This is a genomic window from Brevibacillus sp. AY1 (assembly GCF_029870785.1).
In the GTDB taxonomy this organism is placed as follows: Bacteria; Bacillota; Bacilli; order Brevibacillales; family Brevibacillaceae; genus Brevibacillus; species Brevibacillus invocatus.
Map to the genome: position 1 here is coordinate 18906 of NZ_JAFLPN010000015.1, position 17458 is coordinate 36363.

A 17458-nucleotide genomic window follows, 5' to 3' on the forward strand; every position below is an offset into this window, starting at 1 on the left:
AAGAACAAGATTATGCATGCGGATGACTCCCATGCAAATAGAGCGACAGCATCATGTAGGCGATGATCGCGCCAAAAAAATAGAGGCCTAGCTGGTATTTTCGCGCCTGTTGTATATACGGAACCAGATGACTGGCGGAAAGATAGAGGAAGATCCCTGTCGTAATCGCCAGCATGATCGGTGAGAGATTGGCGGGAAAAATATTGACGACCGCCTCCATGCTTAATGCTCCAACCACCGTGGCTACCCCTAGAGAGGTCGCACTCCAAAACGCCTTGCTTCGCGAATGGGTGACAGCCAGCACGAGTGATGCCACGGCAACCCCGTCAGGAATCTTGTGCAAAAGCATGGCAAGCACCACAGAAGCTCCGATATCGGAGTCGAAGCGAAAACTCGTGATTAAGGAAACGCCCTCTACCAAGGCATGAATCAAAAAGCCGGTCATGATTCCTACCATACCGAACGAGCCGCGTTCCTTCCCCGTGTTGGAGAACATCTCCAGTACGTAAACCAATGCGAACCCTACCAGCACAAAGGGCATCAGCTGCCCACCGTTGGCAGCCAGCACATGCGGCATCAAATCCAGAAAAGTGATCGCCAACAACAAGCCCGCCCCTGTACTGATCATCGCAAGCATGGCTTGTTTGGACCAGTTTTTCAGACATAATACCAGTCCGCCGATACTGCTGGCCGCAGCCGCGCTCAGCAAGACCATCCAGATGACAGGTTGCATCGCCAATCCTCTCCTCATCTGCTCCAGACGTTTCAGCATTCCTTCCATTCTACGCGCCTGTCCCGGTCAATATGAGTTTGACCTCCTCTTCTGACAAAAACTGCGCAGCTGTCCAAAAGCCGCGAAAAGACACTACTTTTTAGAACCTTTGTCGATTCTCTCTTTCCCGGAAAAAAATGGTGCTATAATGAGCCCACCGGGAATACGAGAGGAAAAAAAGGAGTGATTCGGGATGGATGTACAAGTTTGGATGGCTTCAAAAGAGGTGGCTGATCGCCTTGATGTTCATGTACGTACGCTGCGTAACTGGCTGGACTTGTTTGTACCGGCAAAGGAACGTTTGAAAAATCCGCAGGGTCACTACCTGATCAGCGAAACAGGCTTTGCCCTGCTAAAAGAAGTAAAGGAACGAAAAGATAAAGGAAACAGCTCTCTGCGCGATATCCAACGCCAGATGTTTGAAGAAGGTCACATTCCAGAAGAGCTGCTTATGGCGGAAGAACCTACTGCAGCAGAAGAAACGGCCGTGGCGATGACTTCCCACCAACTCGACTCGCAGAGCAAGCTAAGAGACGCGGAGTATGCCGTACATGAAGCGTTGGTTGCGTTTCAGCACGAATTGACGCAGCTGCGATCACTGAATCAGTCGCAGACCACGATCCTGGAGAAGATGGCGGACATCGAAGAAAAGCAGGAATTCCTCCGCCTGGAGATGCGCCGCGTCACCTTCGAAATGGATTTGATGCAGCAGCGGCTGACCCGCCGCAAGGAGCGCTTCGCCAAACACCAGCCACGTTGGTCTCTCAATCCATTCCGCTGGTTCTCCCGATCGAATCAGGCAGCGGAACAGTAATTTGTTCGGCGTACGATCTTATTTCCACAACTTTCCCATTTCTATGCTATATTAGTACTATATTTCTACTAAAAACAGTTCATATAGCATGAAAATTCGGAAAAGAACTGAGGCTTTCATCGTGAGAAAAGTGCATATTACCTCGGTCAAGCCTGGAGAAGTTGTAGCCAAAAGCATTTTTCTTGAGAATGGAAACGTGCTTTTGGGACAGGGAGTGGAATTGACCGACCGCTATATTCAACGACTCGTCCATTTGGGAATCGATACGCTATTTATCCAGGACAAGCATACCGAAGACATCATTCCGGAAGACGTGATTCGCGATGAAACCCGGAAGGAAGCTGTCGATACGGTCTTTAAAACGATGACAACACTGGTAGATCAGCCACAGGTAAAACGGCGGACATCCATGACTGACTTTGGTCATACCTTTCAAAATGTATTTCGCGAAATCATGAATGACTTAAGTGGTCGACGCGATGTCTTGGTGAATCTGACCAATCTCCATGTCCTCGATGGCTACCTCTTCCATCACTCTGTGAATGTTGCCGTACTGGCAGGGGTCGTAGGCCTGGCCAAGGGATACAATCAGCAGCAGATGATGGATTTGGGTGTTGGTGCTTTGCTGTTTGATATTGGAATGACACAGGTGCCCAAGGAACTGTGGAGCCGCCAGACGACACTCAGTGATGAAGAACGTCAAAGGGTTCGCTATCACACCGAGGAAGGTTTCAACATCCTGCGCAGCCAGCACAATATCGCGCTGGTGTCCGCGCACTGTGCGCTGCAGCACCACGAGCGCTTTGACGGCTCCGGATATCCACGGGAGTTGGCTGGAGAGCAAATCCATGAGTACGCACGTATCGTTGCCATCGCGGATGTATACGATGCACTCGTCTCCCCCCGCCCCTTCCGCAAAAGCTTTTCACCGAGTGATGCGACGGAATTTTTGTTTGCTGCCGGCAATTCCTATTTCGACCTGGAATTGCTCAAGATCTTTTTGCAGCATGTAGCGATCTATCCAGTCGCTTCAACTGTCCAGCTCAATACGGGACAAATCGGGGTCGTCTCTCAGGTTAATCCGTTGGCCGTCAATCGCCCGACGATCCGTATCCTGCAGGAGATGGATGGCTCTCCCGTCACCACTCCCTATGAAATCGACCTGTACGAAAAGGAATGGATGAGCTTGACGATTGTCCGAACGCTGTAATCCAATAGAGGGGTACCTGTTTAGCTGAGACTGGCATGTCTCGGCTTTTTTCATTCCTTCCTGTCTATTCTTTGCACGCCGGGTGCCTGTATAGGCTTGTTGTCCTATCAGAATTTCAGTATGATGAGTAGGAGGAGGGTTGTCGAATGTCGAAACAATTCGTTATCGAAGCGATTATGCTCGCCATCTATGGAGAACTGATGGCACCGTCGCAACCGGTAGAATATCTGATACCCGCATCGACAATCTATGAATTGGACGAATTTCTGCTAAGCCAGGAACCGATCATGCCGCTCGCTTCTGACGATCAATACGTTCGCCAGGTCATGCAGGAAATGAGCCAGTTTTTTTCCGACCCCTTCAATCGCAAGCGGTTGGAAAAAGGACTGATCGCTCCTTGGTCGCAAGTTCCCTTTACATTTCCTAACGGAGTGACCCTGACGATTGTCAATGGTGAAGACAACGCCATGTGGGGAGAAATATTTGATCCTGTCGAGACACAGCTATTGCTAACGTCAATTCGTTTTGAAGTCCCCTTGATCACAGATCAGCCGGACTATCAGGATCGGATTCTGGAATATGTGGTACCCGTTCAATTTTATGATGTGGAAGATTTTGAGTTCGCTCTGGAGCAAGGCATATCGCTAAAAGAGCTTCAGGAACCATAGAGCCAGCATCGTTACCCAGCTGAATCTGACAACAGACTGACGTACAATCATCGTCAGTCTGTTTTTTATCTTTCGTCGCACAGTGGCTCTTTTTCGTTGGTGAATTGGCTCTTTTATTTTTCAGATAATATCCGTATAGTGAGACAAAGGGAAAAATGGATAAAGGAGCCGTACGATGGGGAGAAATCCGGTCTATACACATGTCTACAATCAGCTTCGGTACAAAATCCTGAGCGGCGAACTGCCGATTGGCTCCCTTTTACCCCCTGAACGAAAGCTGGCCGTCCAGCTGGGAGTCAGTCGCAACACGATCGTCCGGGCATTTTCTGAGCTGGAAGCGGAAGGATTGATCGCGGGAAAGATGGGCAGCGGCAGGTACGTGGAAGCCTTGCCTCCCACTCCCTCCTTGACGAGAGTGGATTGGAAGAGCCAGAGCACACGCAGCCTTCTCCACCCCTCTCCTTCCCATATGGAAGAAATCTTGTCCATCACCGACAAGTATCCGCATACGATCAATTTTGCGCATGGCGATGGAGGAAAATATACGCTCGTCCAATCCCGTTTGACGGAATACGTGGAAGCTGCAGCGAAACGATCTTCATCATACTTCTTTACCTCTGTGCAAGGCTTGCCCGAATTGCGCGAGCGACTGGTCGAGTGGATGGGTATCCCCCAGATCTCTTCTCCTGATCAGATATGCGTCACCAGTGGGTCGCAGGAAGGGCTTTATCTGATCGCGACCCTGCTCGCTCGGCAGGGTGATTGCATAGTCACGGAAATGCCTACGTATTTCGGCTCGCTACAGCTCTTTCAATCCCTTGGCATGCAAATCATCGCGGTGCCGCTCGATCAGGATGGCATGCGCGTCGATTTGCTGGAGGGGATCCTCGCCCGCTCGCGCCCACGCTTTATCTATACGGTGCCTACTTTTCACAATCCGACTGGCCGTACCCTGACTTTGGCACGGCGCAGGCAGCTGCTCGCAATCAGTGAAAAATACGGCATTCCGATCGTCGAGGACGATGCTTACCGGCATTTGCATTTGGAGCATGAACCGCCCCCGAGCCTGAAGCAATTAGATCAATGGGGCAATGTGATTTACCTGAATACTTTTTCAAAGTTGCTTTTTCCCGGTCTGCGTATAGGATGGATTGCCGGAAGCAGCCCGATCATCCAGTACATTACCCGATTGCGCGAGCTGACAATCAGCACGTCAACCCTTAGTCAGTTTGCCTTGGCCAAATATATGCGTGACGGAGCACTTCGCCCGCATCTCGATACGGTCACCCGCCTGTATGCGGAACAGGCCCGTCTCATGGAATCTCAGCTGCGTCCGCTGCGCAGCATGGGGCTCGATTACGAAGTGCCAGCTGGCGGCTTCTACTTCTGGATTTCCTTGCCGGAAGGAATGAAAGCACGGAAATTAATGGAGCGGTGCATGGAGGCAGGCGTTTCCTTTACCTGTGGGGATATGTTTTTGCTCCGTGAGGCTGAACAGCCGTACATCCGCCTGTGCTTTACGCACGAAGGAGCTGAGCGGACCCTGCACGGCATGTCTATACTTACACGTGTTCTTTATCAACAAAAGGAGGATTCCCGATGAATCAGTCCAAACCGTCTCGCTCTCCTTTTCGAATCGGCTTGTGGGATGCGCTCCCGATCACAGCCAGCTATATCATGTTTGGTGCGATCTTTGGCATGATGTCCTTGCAGGCTGGTCTATCCACCTGGGAGAGCATCTCCATGTCCTTATTCGTCTATTCGGGGGCAGCTCAATTCAGCGTCATCTCCATGCTTGCCGATCAAGCCAGCATGTGGGCCATTATTCTCACGACCTTTCTCTTAAACACGCGCCATTTTTTGATGGGCCTTTCCATGTCGCCATACTATCAGCGTTATACGGCTGCTCAGGTGAATGGTCTTGCCTTTTACCTGACCGATGAACAATACGCGGTCACCCTGAACCGATTTCGCCATCATCCAAGCCAGATCTCCTACATTTTAGCCGTGAGTGTCTCCTTGCACCTCGGTTGGGCTCTCGGAACGTGGTTGGGCACCGTGGCTGGCAAGTGGATTCCAGATCCTGCCTCGCTCGGGCTAGGCTTTAGCTTTACCGCGATGTTTTTGGCCCTTGCCTTCTATCAATTGACGTCAGTCATCCGGATTGTGACTTTCCTGCTCTGCGGGGCTTTAGCTACTTACTTTGCCATGCTGCTGCCCAATGGTCTGCATTTGCTGATCGCGGGCATCGTCGCTTTCGGGATCGGCTATTTCATGCCAACGAAAAGCACGGAAGAAGAAAATCAGGCAGAGGAATCCGGTAAGGCGGTGGAAACAGCATGAATTTGGTCTTGCTCTACGTCATCTTGAGCATCATCACCTATTTGTCCCGACGCGTCTTTTTGCGCCTTCCCGGTCATTGGCTTTCACCGCGCATGAAAAACGGCTTGACTTACATTCCTGTAGGCATTTTTTCAGCTCTCATTTTCCCTTCGCTATTCGTGCAGGACTCACAGTTTGTAATACAGCCTGTGCTGCTGGTCGCGAGTCTGGTTTGTCTCGGTGTCATGGCCTTGAGTAAAAACGTCTTCCTCAGCTTTGGGGTCAGTCTGGGACTGGTCGTGCTCGTTTCCCTCGGCATCATTCCCTGGCAGTAGCGACAGCAAAAAATAACCCTCTTTTCGATTGGTTTGTACATGGTACAATGTGGGTATAGATTGTATAGTGCTTTCGGGGAGGGACTTAAGTAATGGAAATGACAAGACAGACGAACGGAATCGATTGGGCTGCGGAGCGGGAGACCGTCCAGAGCATCCTGTTCAAAATGGGAGATGAATTCTACGGCCTTCCCATTTCACTGGTACGCGAAATCATCAAGCCCCTGCCTGTGACTCGTTTTCCGAAATCTCCTGTTCATGTAGAAGGCGTCATTGATTTGCGCGGACGGATTTTGCCGATTATCAACCTGCGAAAAATGTTCGGACTAGCCCCATTGGATATTACCGAGGATACCCGCTTCGTCGATCTGCAATTGGACGGACTGGATTTGGGGATTGTCGTAGATGCGGTATCTGAAGTCATGAACATTCCAAAGCATGTGATCGAGCCGGCTCCACCGATCATCGCGGGTGTCGAAGGTAAGTACCTGCAGGGAATTGCCCGTCTAAACGACAAGCTGATCATGCTTCTCGATGTGGATGAAATCTTCGGACAATGGAAAAAGCAATAAATCAAAAACGGACGGATTGATTCCGCCCGTTTTTTGCTTTCTCCTGCCTTATTCTCTTCCTCCACTCGCCAGATAGGCGAAATTGACCCACACCATTTCTTCAATTCCTAGAATTTCTTTAAACAGGTCCACAGAGTCGTATAAGAGGGAGGCACCCGTCTCTTCGTCCACATCCGTCAGCAGCTGCAAATCGAACAATGACCGCAGCTGCTGGACTTGCTTAGGCCCCACAATCCGGTTGAAGGACTGTGGCTTGATTCGAGTAATTCCTTTGCCCACCTCGCGCCGATACAACTCCGAACGCACCACCCGATCCAATATTTCTTCATACTTTTGCCGCACGTCGTCGCTGTCTGAAATCCCTTCCTGCAAGTCCACATGGGGATAGAGTCGGGCAAATTCCAGCTCCGCCATCTCCACGTCCAAAGAATAGCTGATCGTCCCCGAGGACACCTCATATCCGGCATCGAATAAGCGGAAGCCCCAGCCGTTGTCCTCTGCATCGTGAAACCAGAGCAACGGTATGGGCTGCTTCGAGAGCTTGAGCAAAAACGATACGGTATTCGAGGTTTCCAGCCATTCATCCTGCAGGAAAAACGCATTCCAGTCGCCATTGACGTTTCTGTGGAAGTGAGGCTGATCTGTCTTGGATAAGGCGTTTCGTACTTTCGGTTCGTATTTGCGTGGATAAAGAATGCCGGTTGTAAACTCACCCATCCGTTTTCCACCGCCTTTTGGAACGCTATCCATAATCCCTACTTTTCAGTGTATTCAACAACCGCTTGTTTTTTTCTGAAAAAAGTCCCTTCTTCGCGAGGCAGGTTACTCATTTTTTCATCAGGGCTCCATCTGGTCTATGCTGTAATCCTTGTCGAAGGTACTGGTGTGAAGGATGGTATGGACGGCACCTTCCGGCTTCAGCTCCGATTGGTAGAGATGCACCTGATTGACCTGCCAATGGGGAGGATCTTCAGCGAGTACCTGCTCATTCAAACGATCGAGCGGCAATCCTTCTGCTGTAGTCTTCGGCCCTCTGGCCAACGTGATGTGCGGCTTATAGGCCTTTCGATCATGATCGAGACCGGCATGAAGCTCAAATCGCCTGCCAAGCAGCAGATGGACCTGTTTCAGCGCTTGCGTGTTCCCTCTCAAGCCAAGCCAGAGAACGCGTGGACGGGAGGCATTCGGGAACGCATCCAGTTCTGCCAATCGCAGTCGAAACGGCTTCGTAATCGCGCTTACGATGTCCAAATCCTCGCAGATCGCTGGAATCAGCCTCTCCTCCACATCACCCAGGAAATGAAGAGTCAAGTGGAGATTTTGCAGGGACTGCCATCGATCCGCATGTATTTCCTGACGAAGCTGTTGTTGTACATCAGTGAGGTACGCGGCGGCATCTTCCGGTATGTCCAAAGCTACGAATAAGCGCATGTTATCCTTCTCCCTTCCTTCCCAAAACTGGCTGTACACGAGGAGACGCAAAAGAGCCCCCCATTGATGGAGAGCCCTCCTCATCCTCATCGTCGCCGCTTTAGGCAGCCATCATCTTCCCGGTTAAGATTCCCAGAACGTGACGCACGTATACCCCCATCCTGCCCGATCCCAGCTGTTCTTGGAAGCGAAGGGTCAGCTCGACATGCCCGATGTGTCCGACAGGCGGAATATTCCAGAACAGCTCTGCCTCGCCCCGCAAAATCTCTTCTACACGTAACTTTTTCCCTTCCATGTCCATCGCAGGATCGTGGGAGAGAGAAAATTTCATCATCATCGAGATCTCCTGTGGTTGTGAGAGGGCTTCCTCTCTGAGGTTCAGCTTGCCTCTTATGGCAATCACCCCGGCTTCGCCCCACAGGTTATACTCCAGCTTAGCCTGCACTTGCGGATGAACATGGAGCTCCAGCGCAGGCAAGCCTCCTTCAATAGTCAGGGCATGGGCGACAGCCAGCTGTTCCACTTCTTCCTGAAAACGACGGGCGCATCCAGAAAGGGTCTGAATGAAATAGGGTTGAACCGAGTACATGTACGTCACCTCTCCCCAGTTGTTTGTTCCATATGTACTTACTTCAAAACCCGCCTTGTCGTTTCCTTTGTTGAAACATGACTGATTAACCCTTATTTTCTCGAATGAAAAAATACCTGAGCCAATCACCTATTCATGATCCAAAAAGTATGGATTTTGTCCTGCACGCGCACTCTTCTCAAACAGACGAGCGAGATGCTCTTGCGTATGCGCATCGATCTCCAGATGATACAGCCTGCCGCTTTCATAGCGAAGGATCGGAAAAGCCCCCAGCTGCAATGGATGTACCTCTTCGCTTTGCGCAAACTCCGGCAGCATCATCATAAAGCGCGCAAATGGATTCAGCTCTTCATCAGACTGGTGAACCACCTCAAACAAATCGTCAAGCGTTGGTGTCACCACCAGATAAATCATGTCCATGCGTTCAGCGGCCCATACCGTAAACGCTGCTTCGCGCACTTCACTGCGAGAGTGACGCCTGATCACCCAGACCGCTTGCTGTACCGTACTCATCAAAAGATGGTGGGCGGCCTCTTCTCCCCGTTCCACTCCGAGCTGATGTTGATCAATGACGTAGGCGATCCCGGTTTCTTGCAGCACAGAATCAGGTAAGCAAATCGCAGGAATGGTTTTGGACTCTTCCTCTTCCACCGCCGCATCATCGGGAAGAGAATCTGCCTTACCCTCGTACAACGCGCGAATCATCTGCTGCACCCGTGTCACTTCTCCTGCAGACAGATAGATCTCCTCCGTGTAAATATGGGTGAGCGCCCCCTCCTCGTACGCCAGATAATGCAGCGAGGTGTGCGGCTGCTCCAGCATTTGCAGCGCCATATAGCGATCCTCTGTCTTCTGAATGTCAAAGGACAGTGGGAAGCCCAACGGCTGCAAAGGGTCTGACAAGGTCCAAATGACAGCAAGCAGCTTTTGTTGATACGTTTTGTATTCCAGGGATACCGCATCCTTGGTCTGTTCGCTGAACGCATCTACGCTCTCAAAGACGAGGAACAGCTCGACGTGGCCTTCAGCATCCAGCCTTGCAAAATAGGGTAGCCCCTGCGCTTCCGACAGCTCGTACAAATCGCGAAACCGCTGTCGATCCAGGACCTCCCCTTGTGTGCTCCCATCTGGAGATGCGATCGTCGCATCGGGATTGATTTTTGGGTAAAACTCATCCTGCATGGCTTACCCCCGCTTTCCCCACTCTTTCACCAGCGGCCATTCATCCATCGCCTTTAGCAGTCCCTTGTCCGTCGCATCGATATGGATCGGCGTGACAGCAATGTATCCATGCTTGAGCAAATGATAATCCTGCGGCTCAGCCAACGGAATGCCGTCTGGATAGGTCCTGGTCAAAAAGTATCCTTCTGCTTCCTGATGGTATCGGTCTTCGTAGTGATTGAGGGACAACGAAGCTGGCAGAATGCCCTTTACATCATTTAGCGGCAGGTGCGGAATATTCACGTTCCAGAAAACCTCAGGTGGAAGCTCGTTATTCATCGCCTTTTCACCAAACGATTGGACGAGTGGTCGAATCATCTCCACGACATCGCCATAATTATCCTGGTCTTCCCAGTTGTCATAGGAAAGAGCTACGCCCGGAATGCCCAAAATAACCGCTTCCCGCGCCCCGCTGCACGTTCCCGAATAGTAAATGTCACGTCCCAAATTGGTTCCTACATTGATGCCGGAAAACACGATGTCCGGCTTTTGGTCGTCTTCAAAAAGCAAATGATACGCCGCTTTTACACAATCTGCCGGGTTTCCGTTCACTGCCCAGGCCTTCACAGGCAGGCCATAAAAATCACGTTCTTCCGGCGACAAGGCACTGCGATACGTGACACCGTGCCCCACGCCGCTTTTCTCCTCCACCGGTGCCACTACGTAAAGTTCTGCGCCTTCCAGAGTCAGCAATGCTTCAGTCAGCCTTTTGATTCCCAATGCATCGATGCCATCGTCGTTCGTAATTAAGATCCGCAAATCAGGATTCCTCCTCTGTGTATAGCCAACAGCCAACTTTCCCCTATTGTACCATATCCATCCGCTGCCTCAGACAGTTCAAGCATGGCTACTGTGCACGGATGAAAAAAAGGACCCCAAGGTTGTATGGGGCCCTTGCTACTCTTCCACGATATCCTTCCAGCTTTCGCGCCATTTGATGCCGACCCTGACCCACTCTTCCACCTGATGCTGCTTTTCCTCAGGAATCCCCATCATGCTGGCAATCCGCCGAATCGCTTCCGATTCCTGTAAGGAAAGCCTTTGGTCAATCAAGGCCATATGGTAAAGCTTGCGCATCATGACCAGCTTCTCGGTCGGAGTCAGATCCACCATGTCCTCTAATATGACTTCTGGACGTTTCGGGTAATCCATGTCATCCATCAGTATTTGCCGTTCTTTCAGCGTGAAATGCTCTGAATTCACCAGCTCGTGAATTCTGCTCATTTCTCTATTCCCAATGTATCCGTCAGCATGCCCCACACAAATCATCAAGCGAATGGATGCAAACGATATATGTTTTTCTTTTTCTGTTTTGGTATACAATATACTCTTCCTCCCCGGACACCTGCTCATCAATAGAACTTCTCTTTCATCTTCAGAAAACCTTCTTACTACTATTATACGCACAAACAAGAAAGCGGTTTCATATTATTGTATGACATTTTTTTGCTAATGGCGGAAAATCAGTCTCGAGAAATCAATCCAGCCGTACGCGTCCAGGTGAACATGGGCAAGACGCGGGTGCGCCAGCATATCGACTCGATTGTGATAAAGCGGAACAAACACCTGGTGCTCGATCAATTCCTGGATAATCCCCTTCACTTTCTGCTTGCGCTCTTGCACGGATGTTTCTTGCTGAAGCTGGGCAATCAGATGCGTCACATGCGCTTTGTCTGACGGCTTGATGTGGTGCGTGATACTCAGAGTATTCGCAAAGCAAAGCTCCAGCAAAGAAGCTTCCTCTCGCTCGTCAACATTGGCACTGTCAAGCACCATATCTGCTTGCTGCATGACCTCGGGTCTGGCCAGCTCCTCCGGTACAGCATAGACGATCTCCACCGCAATCCCGTAGCTTGCACAACGCTCCTTGATCCATTCCGCATCCTCGATGTGATCGATATCTGGATACGTGTACAGCTTTAAAACTTCACTCTCGTACGAGCTGTCCCGCCATTGAGCGGCTATTGCCACGTCTTTCGAATCCTCAGGCTGGTGTTCAAACGCGAAGCCAAAGCCCCAGCTCCCCAATCCCTCTCGTGAACCTTGCAAATCCTCGCAAAGCTTCTGTGGATCGATCAGTGACGCGATTTTCCGGCGGAAAGCATCGTTGCGCAATGGACCTTCTTTGGCAGCATTGAAGCTGATGTATTGAAAGCATTTTTCCAATCGCACGACACTCTTCCAGGCCGAATCCCTTTCCATGAGACGGGAATCTTCTTCGGTCACGGGCATGACCATCTGCTTCTCCTCAGCCTGCATAACTGGTACGCACCAAAATTCAATCCGATCGATAAACGGTCTCCCTCTGAAATACGGCTCAAATGCTTCCAGGGCCAGCATCGAGTCGTCGTTTCGCACCAGTCGAAAAGCTCCTGTTCCCACTGGCATCTGGACAAGCGAACCGCTCGCCTGCTCCATAAAGTCGCGCGACACAATCGACATGTACTCTTTACTGAGCAAATCCAGAAACAATTCGTTCGGTCGATTCAGTCTGATTCGGACGACATGCTCCCCGAGTGCTTCCACGGTTTCAACCGTCTGCATCATCCAGCGATGCGATGACGCCTCCTTTTTCAATCGATTCAGCGTGTAACAGACATCCTCCGCACGCAGCTTGCTGCCGTTGTGGAAAAGCACCCCTTTACGCAAATAAAAGGTCCATTCACATCGTGACGAATTTGTTTCCCAGTCATATACAAGATGCGGCTCGATTCTCTTTGTGAGCGGGTCAAAGCGAACCAATGTATCAAACACATGCTTCACGATATGTGTCTGGGATCGCAGCAAGACATGAATCGGGTCCAAGCCATCAAACGGCCTATCGATAAACAGCCGCAAAATATCGACTCTTCCGGTTTCGCTGGCAGCATGGATGCCAAAATGACTGCTCATCCAGCGGGCGTAGTCCTCTGCAAGTTGGGGAATGCCCGCCTCGTACTGGCTGATCAAATCGCGTGACGCGCGAATCTCCCCTTGATGGACTGCTTCCTTCGCGATGGACAGAACCAGATCAGCAGGACGAATCGCGCAGATCAGAACAGATCGGTTCCCCCTGCCTCTTCCAGGCTGCCAGGTGAGCCAGCCCTTCGCTTGCATTTTTTTCAATGTCAGTGTCGCATTTCTAAGTGTGCAGCACAGGATCTCTGCTACCTCAGCCAGTGAGATGTCCACAGGGCTGCCGTATTTATTATGCGGGTAGCCTGTACATAATCGAATGTATTGTTCCAACAATTGCATCGTGCACACCGTCCATTCTCTCACGGCTCCGTCTAAACTTCTGGCGGAGTCTTCTCGCTCTTTCTATTGATGATAAAAGGTGAACATTTTGTAAGCCTAATCGTACGCTTTTTCTCCTGGGTTTGCCAACGTACAATTCTACAAAACACCGTTCGTCCATCACGAACAGAAAGGACCTTACAGATGATCAATCTACCATCACGTCTCAGAACAATGTTTGCAGCGTATCCGCCACTGCTGTGGGTCCGCTTGTTTGGCGAAACCCTTACCACCTTGTCCAGTACGATGATTGCTCCCTTCCTCGTCTTGTACCTCAGCGAAAACATCGGCAGCTCGATCTTCATGACGATGCTGATCATCGGATTGCAGCCATTCAGTGAGATTTTGATTACCCTCTTTGCCGGAGGAGTGACAGACCGTTACCGCCGCAAGACTGTCATGCTCGTCTCTCTGCTTATGCAAGGCTTTGCCATGCTGGGAATGGCTTGGGCTGACTCGATGCTGGTTTTCGCCTTGCTCTATGTCGTCAACGGCGCTGGACGCTCGTTCTTCATTCCTGCCAGCAGAGCCATGCTGGCTGACACGATCCCGGCCAAACAGCTTTCTTCTGCTTTTGCCCTGCTAAACACGTCCAGTAGTATTGGTGCTGCCATTGGCCCCCTGGTAGGGGTCCTCATTTATCAGCAGAATCCTGCGCTTGCCTTTTTATTGACGGCAGCTTCTTTGTTGCTGTATACACTCGCTGTCTGGTGGAAGGTTCCCCATTCCGAGCAGCCGACTGTAGCTATGGAAAGCGATACACCTCGGACTCGCTCTCCCTTGTCTCTTTCGCTGCACGCTTATCGACCTGCGATCGCGATCATGCTGCTCTCTTTGCCTATCAGTCTGTTTTACGCGCAGACCGAAACCAACCTGCAGCTGCATCTTAAGGACACACTCCCACAGTACCTGCAAACACTCGCTACACTGGCTGCTGTGAAAGGCACGCTATTGCTTCTCTTTGAATTTCTGCTGATCCGATGGACGCAGCATCTGCCTCCCCGTCTATTAATCACTGGCTCGTACCTTTGTTTTGTCGGGGTTGCGCTGGGCTATGCATTTCTGGATCATGTCCCTTTCTTGATTGCACTTCAAATTTTATTCGTGCTGGGAGAAAGTATCGGTCTGACTCATCTGTTGACGTATGTATCCCGAATCGCACCGCCTTCGATGCGAGGACGGTATTATGCCATTACCGGTACCCATTGGGACATCTCTCGCATGTGTGGTCCTTTCTTGGGGAGCCTGGTCTTGATCCAATACAACGGTACTGTCCTGTTTTCCATCGTCGCAGTCATCCTGCTCATCGGGGGTGGGGCCATGCATCTGTACCTGAGTAAAAAAGAAACAGCCTTCCCGCTTGAACAGGAAGGCTGAGCGATCTTGCCTTTACTTACGTCAGCAAAAAACGGTCTTCACTAAATGCTTCGCCGCCACGCGCCGCCTCGAAGGCTTTGAGCAGATCCTGCGCTTTCATGGTCCGTTTCTTCTCATCCGGGATATCGAGGATGATCCCACCATCATGGAGCATCAGCAAGCGATTTCCCATATTGAGTGCCTGATCCATGTTATGCGTGACCATAATCGTAGTCAGCTTGTGACGTTCCACGATTTTTTCTGTCAAATCGACGATCAGCTGCGCTCGTTTTGGGTCAAGTGCCGCAGTATGTTCGTCAAGCAAGAGGATCTTGGGCTCGGTAAATGTCGCCATCAGGAGACTGAGCGCTTGACGCTGACCGCCAGAGAGAAAACCTACTTTGGTTTTCAAGCGATTTTCCAGCCCCTGATCCAAAAGCTTCAATTGTTCGCGAAACAGCTCACGCTTCTGGTTGTTCACACCAAAGCCCAGTGTGCGCTTTTTGCCGCGCGCGAGGGCAATAGCCAGATTTTCTTCAATCGTCATATTGGGTGCCGTACCCGCCATCGGATCCTGGAACACACGTCCGATCAAGTTGGCGCGTTGATGCTCACCCAGACGAGTCACATTCTTGCCGTCAATCGTGACCGTGCCGGAATCCGGAAGCATGCCTCCAGAGATGATGTTCATCAGCGTTGACTTCCCGGCACCGTTACTTCCGATCACCGTGATGAATTCACCGCTTTTCACCTGCAGCCGCACATTGTTCAGGGCAATTTTTTCGTTGACAGTACCTGCATTGAAAACCTTGTTTACACCTGAGATGTTAAGCACGGTCACTACCTCCCTTTACCGTACGAACCGCTTGTTTTTTAAAGATGCCCTTGGCTATGGTCGGTACGGTGAGTGCGACAATGACGATCAACGCCGTGATCAGCTTCAAGTCTGACGGGTTCAGCCCCGCTTGCAGGGCCAATGCAATGACTAACCGATAGACAATCGAACCGCCAATCACTGCGAGCGTCACCCGGAAGATAGACGAGCTGCCAAACAAGACTTCTCCGACAATGACAGAGGCAAGACCAATCACAATCATCCCAATTCCCATACCGACATCGGCAAAGCCCTGATATTGGGCCAGCCAAGCACCTGAGACGGCAACGAGTCCATTGGACAACGCCAGACCAATGATTGTCGTGGAATCTGTATTGACCCCAAAGCTGCGAATCATTTTCGGATTGTCACCTGTCGCGCGCAAATCAAGACCGAGGTCCGTATGTAGGAACCAGTCAATAATCAGCTTGAGGATCAAGATTCCTACGATGAACACCATCGCAGCTCCAGTCAACCATGTGATCCCGCCCACTACGAGGTTAGGGATGCCCAAATCCTTGGTGTAGGTGAACAGCGTGTCTTCACGCAGGAGCGGCAGGTTTGCTTTTCCCATGATACGCAGGTTGATGGAATACAAGGCGATCATGGTCAAAATCCCCGCGAGCAATGCGTTCACTTTCCCTTTGGTGTGCAAAACTCCTGTAAAGGCGCCAGCCAGACAACCGACTACAAAGGCCGCAGCCGTCGCTACAAAGGGATTGTAGCCGTCGATGATCATTTTGGCAGCCATCGCGCCACCCAAGGCGAAACTGCCGTCTACAGTCAGGTCAGGTACATTTAGGATGCGGAAGGTCAGGTACACGCCTAGGGCTAGAATCCCAAACAACAAGCCCTGTTCGATTGCACCCATTAATGCCAAATTCATGAAGAAGTCCCCCTGTTGCGATTATTGCTCTACCACTTCTCCAGCGCGGTCGAGCATGCTTTGCGGAAGGGTCACACCCATTTTTTCCGCTGCTTTTTTATTGATCACGAGCTTCATTTCTGCTTGTGTCTCTACAGCCATATCTCCTGGTTTGGCTTCGCCTTTCAGGATTTTAGCAGCCATATCTGCTGTTTGTTCACCCAATTTGGTGTAATCGATACCGTAGGTTGCGATTGCACCGCTCTTCACGGAGTTTTCTTCACCAGCGATGACCGGAATTTTTTGATCTTCCGCTACACTCAGTACAGCCGCGATGGAGGATACGACCAGGTTGTCTGTTGGGATGTAGAACGCGTCTACCTTTCCAATCATCGATTCAGCAGCCTGCTTCACTTCTGTTGCACTGGATACCGCTGCTTCCTGGATCGTCAGTCCCACTTTATCCGCTACAGCCTTGGCTGCGTCTACCTGTACTTTTGAGTTTACTTCACCGGAGCTGTAGATAATCCCTACGGAAGCGGCATTCGGATTGATTTCCTTAATAAGCTTCAACTGCTCTTCTACCGGGTTCATATCGGATGTTCCGGTAACGTTTGCACCCGGTTTATCCATCGCTGCAACCAGGCCCGCTTCTACGGGATCAGTCACGGCTGTGAAAACAATCGGAATATCCTTACTTGTCTGAACAGCAGCTTGTGCAGTTGGTGTCGCAATCGCCAGGATCAGATCCACCTTGTCGGCTTCAAACTTTTGAGCGATAGAGATTGCCGTGTCCATGCTCGCTTGAGCAGACTTGTGGTCAAAGACAACCTGCTTGTCCGCCTCAAAACCATTTTTCGCCATTTGTGAGATAAATCCTTCTCGTGCAGCATCCAAAGCTGGATGTTCTACAAATTGAGAAATCCCAATCGTCAATTTTTTGTCTTCCTGAGCTGGTGCTGGTGTCGTAGCTGCTGGCGCTTGCGGTTCACTGTTCGCTGGTGCGCCGCTTTGCTGTCCACATGCGGTAACGGACAAAAGCAACAAAGGAATAAAAAAGCGCCCTACAGCAGCCATCGATTTCTTTCTCTGTTTTAACATGTTTCTAAAACCCCCACTTCTCAAATTTAATTAATCGTATCATGATAAAAAC

19 protein-coding genes are annotated in these 17458 nt (G+C 50.7%); 8 read left to right on the forward strand and 11 right to left on the reverse strand.

All coding sequences use genetic code 11. The features are described 5' to 3' along the window. Positions 1-10 precede the first annotated feature (10 nt). Positions 11-733 (reverse strand): ZIP family metal transporter, encoded by a 723-nt coding sequence (locus JZI27_RS13615; protein ID WP_122910931.1) that lies wholly within the window; start codon positions 731-733, stop codon positions 11-13. Positions 734-965: 232 nt separating this feature from the next. Between JZI27_RS13615 and JZI27_RS13620 the strand changes: the two genes are divergently transcribed. The 7 genes from JZI27_RS13620 (at position 966) to JZI27_RS13650 (ending at position 6693) form a co-directional block, all read left to right on the forward strand. Further along, positions 966-1586 carry a MerR family transcriptional regulator gene (locus tag JZI27_RS13620; protein ID WP_280207808.1) on the forward strand — a complete coding sequence of 207 codons (621 nt, stop codon included), beginning with the start codon at positions 966-968 and terminating at the stop codon, positions 1584-1586. Between the two features lie 121 nt (positions 1587-1707). Beyond that, positions 1708-2796, forward strand: coding sequence for an HD-GYP domain-containing protein (locus JZI27_RS13625; protein ID WP_280207809.1), 1089 nt, complete (start codon positions 1708-1710; stop codon positions 2794-2796). A gap of 146 nt (positions 2797-2942) precedes the next feature. Then, positions 2943-3464: an ADP-heptose synthase gene (locus JZI27_RS13630; protein WP_251243803.1), complete on the forward strand. Its 522-nt coding sequence runs from the start codon at positions 2943-2945 to the stop codon at positions 3462-3464. A gap of 175 nt (positions 3465-3639) precedes the next feature. Further along, positions 3640-5067, forward strand: coding sequence for an aminotransferase-like domain-containing protein (locus JZI27_RS13635; protein WP_280207810.1), 1428 nt, complete (start codon positions 3640-3642; stop codon positions 5065-5067). Then, positions 5064-5807 (forward strand): AzlC family ABC transporter permease, encoded by a 744-nt coding sequence (locus JZI27_RS13640; RefSeq protein ID WP_251243801.1) that lies wholly within the window; start codon positions 5064-5066, stop codon positions 5805-5807. The genes JZI27_RS13635 and JZI27_RS13640 overlap by 4 nt, the downstream gene beginning before the upstream one ends. Next, a complete protein-coding gene (locus JZI27_RS13645) occupies positions 5804-6121 on the forward strand; it encodes an AzlD domain-containing protein (protein ID WP_122910863.1) in 318 nt (105 codons plus the stop codon). Before JZI27_RS13640 ends, JZI27_RS13645 begins: the two co-directional genes overlap by 4 nt. Before the next feature lie 92 nt (positions 6122-6213). After that, on the forward strand, positions 6214-6693 hold the full coding sequence (locus JZI27_RS13650; protein ID WP_280207811.1) for a chemotaxis protein CheW: 480 nt from the start codon (positions 6214-6216) through the stop codon (positions 6691-6693). A gap of 48 nt (positions 6694-6741) precedes the next feature. Here the strand turns inward: JZI27_RS13650 and JZI27_RS13655 are convergent, their stop codons facing one another. From JZI27_RS13655 to JZI27_RS13685, 7 genes are all read right to left on the reverse strand, one after another. After that, on the reverse strand, positions 6742-7410 hold the full coding sequence (locus JZI27_RS13655; RefSeq protein ID WP_122910865.1) for a hypothetical protein: 669 nt from the start codon (positions 7408-7410) through the stop codon (positions 6742-6744). 120 nt (positions 7411-7530) lie between these two features. Further along, complete coding sequence (gene thpR / locus JZI27_RS13660) at positions 7531-8124, reverse strand: RNA 2',3'-cyclic phosphodiesterase (protein ID WP_280207812.1); 594 nt, start codon at positions 8122-8124, stop codon at positions 7531-7533. Positions 8125-8224: 100 nt separating this feature from the next. Further along, positions 8225-8713 carry a hypothetical protein gene (locus tag JZI27_RS13665; RefSeq protein WP_122910867.1) on the reverse strand — a complete coding sequence of 163 codons (489 nt, stop codon included), beginning with the start codon at positions 8711-8713 and terminating at the stop codon, positions 8225-8227. A 129-nt stretch (positions 8714-8842) separates the two neighbouring features. Continuing rightward, positions 8843-9895, reverse strand: a complete 1053-nt coding sequence (locus tag JZI27_RS13670) for a hypothetical protein (protein WP_280207813.1) — start codon at positions 9893-9895, stop codon at positions 8843-8845. A 3-nt stretch (positions 9896-9898) separates the two neighbouring features. Then, a complete protein-coding gene (gene surE / locus JZI27_RS13675) occupies positions 9899-10693 on the reverse strand; it encodes a 5'/3'-nucleotidase SurE (protein WP_122910869.1) in 795 nt (264 codons plus the stop codon). 138 nt (positions 10694-10831) lie between these two features. Continuing rightward, positions 10832-11287 carry a tellurite resistance TerB family protein gene (locus JZI27_RS13680; RefSeq protein ID WP_348521366.1) on the reverse strand — a complete coding sequence of 152 codons (456 nt, stop codon included), beginning with the start codon at positions 11285-11287 and terminating at the stop codon, positions 10832-10834. 96 nt (positions 11288-11383) lie between these two features. Beyond that, positions 11384-13171 (reverse strand): SgrR family transcriptional regulator, encoded by a 1788-nt coding sequence (locus JZI27_RS13685; RefSeq protein WP_280207815.1) that lies wholly within the window; start codon positions 13169-13171, stop codon positions 11384-11386. Positions 13172-13354: 183 nt separating this feature from the next. On the opposite strand from JZI27_RS13685, the gene JZI27_RS13690 reads away from it, so the two are divergent. Beyond that, positions 13355-14587, forward strand: a complete 1233-nt coding sequence (locus tag JZI27_RS13690) for an MDR family MFS transporter (RefSeq protein WP_280207816.1) — start codon at positions 13355-13357, stop codon at positions 14585-14587. 16 nt (positions 14588-14603) lie between these two features. Here JZI27_RS13690 and JZI27_RS13695 read toward each other — a convergent pair whose 3' ends face one another. From JZI27_RS13695 to JZI27_RS13705, 3 genes are read right to left on the reverse strand one after another with little or no spacing between them, the layout of a single operon-like run. Further along, positions 14604-15401, reverse strand: a complete 798-nt coding sequence (locus tag JZI27_RS13695) for an ABC transporter ATP-binding protein (RefSeq protein WP_122910873.1) — start codon at positions 15399-15401, stop codon at positions 14604-14606. Next, the gene (locus tag JZI27_RS13700) at positions 15394-16326 is read right to left on the reverse strand and encodes an ABC transporter permease (protein ID WP_122910874.1); all 933 of its coding nucleotides are present in this window, start codon (positions 16324-16326) and stop codon (positions 15394-15396) included. Before JZI27_RS13700 ends, JZI27_RS13695 begins: the two co-directional genes overlap by 8 nt. Positions 16327-16347: 21 nt before the next feature. Next, a complete protein-coding gene (locus tag JZI27_RS13705; protein WP_122910875.1) occupies positions 16348-17406 on the reverse strand; it encodes an ABC transporter substrate-binding protein in 1059 nt (352 codons plus the stop codon). Between the last annotated feature and the right edge of the window lie 52 nt (positions 17407-17458).

Excerpts from the sequence above, each read along its gene's own strand:
- JZI27_RS13655 (WP_122910865.1), bottom strand. The coding sequence starts at position 7,410 with ATGGGTGAGTTTACAACCGGCATTCTTTATCCACGCAAATACGAACCG.
- JZI27_RS13665 (WP_122910867.1), bottom strand. The coding sequence starts at position 8,713 with ATGTACTCGGTTCAACCCTATTTCATTCAGACCCTTTCTGGATGCGCC.
- JZI27_RS13685 (WP_280207815.1), bottom strand. The coding sequence starts at position 13,171 with ATGCAATTGTTGGAACAATACATTCGATTATGTACAGGCTACCCGCAT.
- JZI27_RS13645 (WP_122910863.1), top strand. The coding sequence starts at position 5,804 with ATGAATTTGGTCTTGCTCTACGTCATCTTGAGCATCATCACCTATTTG.
- JZI27_RS13690 (WP_280207816.1), top strand. The coding sequence starts at position 13,355 with ATGATCAATCTACCATCACGTCTCAGAACAATGTTTGCAGCGTATCCG.
- JZI27_RS13680 (WP_348521366.1), bottom strand. The coding sequence starts at position 11,287 with ATGAGCAGGTGTCCGGGGAGGAAGAGTATATTGTATACCAAAACAGAA.
- JZI27_RS13700 (WP_122910874.1), bottom strand. The coding sequence starts at position 16,326 with ATGAATTTGGCATTAATGGGTGCAATCGAACAGGGCTTGTTGTTTGGG.
- JZI27_RS13650 (WP_280207811.1), top strand. The coding sequence starts at position 6,214 with ATGGAAATGACAAGACAGACGAACGGAATCGATTGGGCTGCGGAGCGG.
- JZI27_RS13620 (WP_280207808.1), top strand. The coding sequence starts at position 966 with ATGGATGTACAAGTTTGGATGGCTTCAAAAGAGGTGGCTGATCGCCTT.
- JZI27_RS13615 (WP_122910931.1), bottom strand. The coding sequence starts at position 733 with ATGCAACCTGTCATCTGGATGGTCTTGCTGAGCGCGGCTGCGGCCAGC.
- JZI27_RS13705 (WP_122910875.1), bottom strand. The coding sequence starts at position 17,406 with ATGTTAAAACAGAGAAAGAAATCGATGGCTGCTGTAGGGCGCTTTTTT.
- JZI27_RS13640 (WP_251243801.1), top strand. The coding sequence starts at position 5,064 with ATGAATCAGTCCAAACCGTCTCGCTCTCCTTTTCGAATCGGCTTGTGG.
- JZI27_RS13630 (WP_251243803.1), top strand. The coding sequence starts at position 2,943 with ATGTCGAAACAATTCGTTATCGAAGCGATTATGCTCGCCATCTATGGA.
- JZI27_RS13670 (WP_280207813.1), bottom strand. The coding sequence starts at position 9,895 with ATGCAGGATGAGTTTTACCCAAAAATCAATCCCGATGCGACGATCGCA.
- JZI27_RS13635 (WP_280207810.1), top strand. The coding sequence starts at position 3,640 with ATGGGGAGAAATCCGGTCTATACACATGTCTACAATCAGCTTCGGTAC.
- thpR (WP_280207812.1), bottom strand. The coding sequence starts at position 8,124 with ATGCGCTTATTCGTAGCTTTGGACATACCGGAAGATGCCGCCGCGTAC.